The 4,021-nt window shown below is 69.7% G+C and carries 5 protein-coding genes; 2 read left to right on the top strand and 3 right to left on the bottom strand.

The features are described 5' to 3' along the window. The coding region (locus AC1D12_RS26995) for a class I SAM-dependent methyltransferase (protein WP_477844090.1) at positions 1-643 on the bottom strand (643 nt) is incomplete at its 3' end. Between AC1D12_RS26995 and gloB the strand changes: the two genes are divergently transcribed. Both gloB and AC1D12_RS27005 read left to right on the top strand, forming a co-directional pair. Then, positions 642-1,412, top strand: coding sequence for a hydroxyacylglutathione hydrolase (gene gloB / locus AC1D12_RS27000; protein ID WP_477844092.1), 771 nt, complete (start codon positions 642-644; stop codon positions 1,410-1,412). The two genes, AC1D12_RS26995 and gloB, sit on opposite strands and share 2 nt — an antisense overlap. Further along, entirely contained in the window at positions 1,412-2,986 is a 1,575-nt protein-coding gene (locus AC1D12_RS27005; protein ID WP_477844094.1) for a transglycosylase SLT domain-containing protein, read from the top strand. The genes gloB and AC1D12_RS27005 overlap by 1 nt, the downstream gene beginning before the upstream one ends. 9 nt (positions 2,987-2,995) lie before the next feature. On the opposite strand, the gene recR is transcribed toward AC1D12_RS27005, so the two are convergent. Both recR and AC1D12_RS27015 read right to left on the bottom strand, forming a co-directional pair. After that, positions 2,996-3,583, bottom strand: coding sequence for a recombination mediator RecR (gene recR / locus AC1D12_RS27010; protein WP_047511957.1), 588 nt, complete (start codon positions 3,581-3,583; stop codon positions 2,996-2,998). 4 nt (positions 3,584-3,587) lie between these two features. Then, positions 3,588-3,914: a YbaB/EbfC family nucleoid-associated protein gene (locus tag AC1D12_RS27015; protein WP_047511954.1), complete on the bottom strand. Its 327-nt coding sequence runs from the start codon at positions 3,912-3,914 to the stop codon at positions 3,588-3,590. Positions 3,915-4,021 lie beyond the last annotated feature (107 nt).

A 4,021-nucleotide genomic window follows, 5' to 3' on the forward strand; every position in this document is an offset into this window, starting at 1 on the left:
GAGGACGATAACAGCCGAAGCGCCCGCCCTGCACCTCGAAGCTCAGCAGCCGCAGCCAGTCGCGCAGCCGCCAGTAGCCGAGGAACTCGCCGTCGTTCGGCAGGAAAAGCGGCTTCTGGCGCGAAAAGCCGATGTAGCGCAGCAGCCGGCCGCAGCGCTGGCGCAGGCCCCACAGGCTGGTCGGGTTGAAGCCGAGGATCACGACGCGCCCTTCTGGCCGCAGCACGCGCTCGACCTCGCCGAGTGCCAGGTGCGGGTCGCGCGCGAGCTCCAGCGTGTGCGGCAGCACGACCAGGTCGAGGCTCTGCGAATCGAACGGCAGCGCATCGAAATCGCAGCGCAGCACGACGGCCACGCGCTCGGCCGGAGTGCCGTTGGTAACACCGGCGGCGGCATCCGTGGGAACTTCGGCCGCGGGATCGCGCTCCACCAGCTTCCCTTGCGCGTCGAGCGCCACCCAACGGTGCGGCATCCGGTTGGCCCTCAACCCCTCGAGTTCGGTCATGCCGAGCTGCAAAGCGTGAAATCCGAACACATCGGCCACGCTTCGATCGAGTTGGGCCTGTTCCCAGGCCAGCAGGTAGCGCCCCGGGGGGGTCTCCAGCCACTGGGCCAAACCTATAATCCCGCYGACTTGTGTCATGAAACTGCTTGCCCTGCCAGCCTTCGCCGATAACTACATCTGGATGCTTCACGATGGCCGGCAGGCTCTCGTCGTCGATCCGGGTGAATCGGCACCGGTGGAGCAAGCGCTGGACGCTCATGGCCTGAGGCTGTCGGCGATTCTAGTGACCCATCACCATGGCGACCACGTCGGCGGCGTCGATGCGCTGCGACCGCGCCTCGAAGGCCCCGTCTACGGGCCCGCGCGCGAGAAGATCCCCACCCCGTTCACGCCCTTGCACGATGGCGATGCCGCCGAGTGGCTCGGCCTGCGCTTCGAGGTGATCGACGTGCCGGGCCACACCGCCGGCCACATCGCGTACTTCTGCGCTGCGAGCGATGGCGATGCGCCGATCCTGTTCTGCGGCGACACCCTCTTCTCCGGCGGCTGCGGGCGGCTCTTCGAGGGCACGCCGGCGCAGATGCACCGCTCGCTGTCGCGCCTGGCCGCGCTGGCCGGCGACACGCGGGTGTGCTGCGCGCACGAGTACACGCTGTCGAACCTGAAGTTCGCACGCGCCGTCGAGCCGCACAACCGCGACCTGCTCGACTACACGGCGCTGTGCGAATCGCTGCGCGCCGACGACCGCGCGACGCTGCCGAGCTCGATCGCGCAGGAGCGGCGCATCAATCCCTTCATGCGCTGTGCGCAACCCGAGGTGGCTGCTGCCGCCGCCACCCACGGCGCCCGGCCCGACGACGAAGTCGACGTGCTGGCCGCGCTGCGCCACTGGAAAAACAACTTCTGATGACCGACTTGATCCCTCTCTTGCGTCTGACCCTGCGACGAGGCTGCGGCCTGGGCCTGTTCGCCGCGCTGACGCTGCTGGCGGCCTGCGCGACCACCACGCCGACCCCAGAGGGCGGCGTCGCGGGCGCATCTCCTGCAGCCTCTGCACCGGAGGTGTCGGCCGCGGCCAGCGCACCCGCCGGGGCGGCCTCGGCCGCCGACAACACCACCGTCGCCGAGGGCCCGGCCGTCGCGCCGCCGATCGACCCGCTGCGCCCCGAAGAGAAGGTCGACCTGAACGCGCCCACCGCGAGCATCGACCTGTGGTCGCGCCTGCGCCACGGCTACGCGATGCCCGACCTCGACACCGAGCAGGTGCGCACCGCCGAGCGCTGGTATGCGTCGCGGCCCGACTACGTGCAGCGCATGACCGAGCGCGGCAGCCGCTACCTGTTCCACATCGTCGAGGAGGTCGAGCGCCGCGGCATGCCGACCGAGCTGGCGCTGCTGCCCTTCGTCGAGAGCGCGTTCAACCCGCAGGCGGTGTCGTCGGCCAAGGCCTCGGGCATGTGGCAGTTCATGCCGGCCACCGGCAGCACCTTCTCGCTGAAGCAGAACGTGTTCCGCGACGACCGCCGCTCGGTGCTCGGCTCGACGCGCGCCGCGCTCGACTACCTGGCCCGGCTGCACGACATGTTCGGCGACTGGCACCTGGCGCTCGCCGCCTACAACTGGGGCGAGGGCAACGTGCAGCGCGCCATCGCGCGCAACCGCCGCGCCGGCAAGCCGACCGACTACCTCAGCCTGAAGATGCCGAACGAGACGGCGTTCTACGTGCCGAAGCTGCAGGCGGTGAAGAACATCGTGCTGCACCCCGAGGAGTACCTGCTGACGCTGCCGTCGCTGGACAACCACCCGTACTTCCTCAGCGTGCCGATCGAGCGCGACATCGACGTCGCGCTGGCGGTGCGGTTGGCCGGCGTGTCGCTGGAAGAGTTCCAGACGCTGAACCCGCAGATGAACCGGCCGGTGATCTTGGCGGCCGGCACGCCGCAGCTGCTGCTGCCGTACGACAACGCGAGCCAGTTCGTGCGCAGCATCGGCGAGCACCGCGGGCCGCTGGCCACCTGGACGGCCTGGGTCGCGCCGCGCACGCTGCGCCCGGCCGATGCAGCCAAGCAGGTGGGGATGACCGAGGCGCAGTTGCGCGAGGTCAACAACATCCCGCCGCGCATGCTGGTGCGGGCCGGCTCGACGCTGCTGGTGCCGCGCGGCGAGAGCCGCCAGACCGACGTGTCGGGGCACCTGGCGGACAACGGCGTGATGTCGCTCGTGTCCGAATCGCCGGCGCTGCGCCGCATGGCGCTGAAGGCCGGCAAGCGCGAGAGCGTGGCGACGGTCGCGCAGCGCTACCGCGTGAGCGCGGCGCAGGTGGCGCTGTGGAACAAGACGACGGTCGGCGCGAACTTCAAGCCGGGGCAGACGGTGTATGTGTTCGTCGCGAGCAAGGCGACAGCGCGCAAGCCGGCGGTGCGCACCGCATCGAAGGCGCATCGGCCGGCGAAGCGGCCGACGCGGGTCGCGAAGCGCTGAGCGGGTGGGCTAGCGCCGCTCGCTCAACGCGTGCGCGATGGTCCCCAGGTCGACGTATTCGAGCTCGCTGCCGATCGGCACGCCGCGCGCCAGCCGCGTGACGCGCAGGCCACGTGATTTCAGCGTCTCGCCGATCACGTGCGCGGTGGCCTCGCCTTCGGCGGTAAAGTTGGTCGCGACGATCACCTCTTCGACCGTGCCATCGGTGGCGCGCTCGATCAGCTGCGCGAGGCCGATGTCGCGCGCGCCGACGCCGTCGAGCGGGCTCAGCCGCCCCATCAGCACGAAGTACAGCCCCTTGTAGCTGCCGGTGCGCTCGAGCGCCGCCTGGTCGGCCGGCGTCTCGACGACGCACAGCAGGCGCGCGTCGCGCCGCTCATCGGAACAGGTGCTGCAGATCGCGCCCTCGGTGAAGGTGTGGCAGCGGTCGCAGTGGCGCACGTCGGCCACCGCTTTCTGCAGCGACGCGGCGATGCGCGCGGCACCGTCGCGGTCGTGCTGCAGCAGGTGGAAGGCCATGCGCTGCGCGGACTTCTGCCCGACGCCGGGCAGGCGGCGCAGCGCCTCGATCAGTCCGTCGAGTGCAGGTTCGGCCACTGGATCAGAACGGGAACTTCATGCCGGGCGGCAGCGGCATKCCGGCGGTCAGCTTGCCCATCTTTTCCTGCGAGACCTCTTCGGCGCGGCGGATGCCGTCGTTGAAGGCGGCAGCCACCAGGTCTTCGAGCATGTCCTTGTCGTCGGCCAGCAGGCTCGGGTCGATCACGATGCGCTTCACGTCGTGCTTGCAGGTCATCGTGACCTTCACGAGGCCGGCGCCGGACTGGCCTTCGACCTCGATGTGGGCGAGCTCTTCCTGCGCCTTCTTCAGGTTGTCCTGCATCGCCTGGGCCTGCTTCATCAGGCCGGCGAGTTGGTTCTTCATCATGGTGAGGGGTCCTCGGGTTTCAGTGGGGTTTGACCGAGCCGGGCACGATGCGCGCCGTCTTGAACTGCTGCATCAGCGCTTGCACCAGCGGGTCGTTGTGGATGATC

It is taken from the genome of Rhizobacter sp. P1_G5, from assembly GCF_056405435.1.

Excerpts from the sequence above, each read along its gene's own strand:
- gloB (WP_477844092.1), top strand. The coding sequence starts at position 642 with ATGAAACTGCTTGCCCTGCCAGCCTTCGCCGATAACTACATCTGGATG.
- AC1D12_RS27005 (WP_477844094.1), top strand. The coding sequence starts at position 1,412 with ATGACCGACTTGATCCCTCTCTTGCGTCTGACCCTGCGACGAGGCTGC.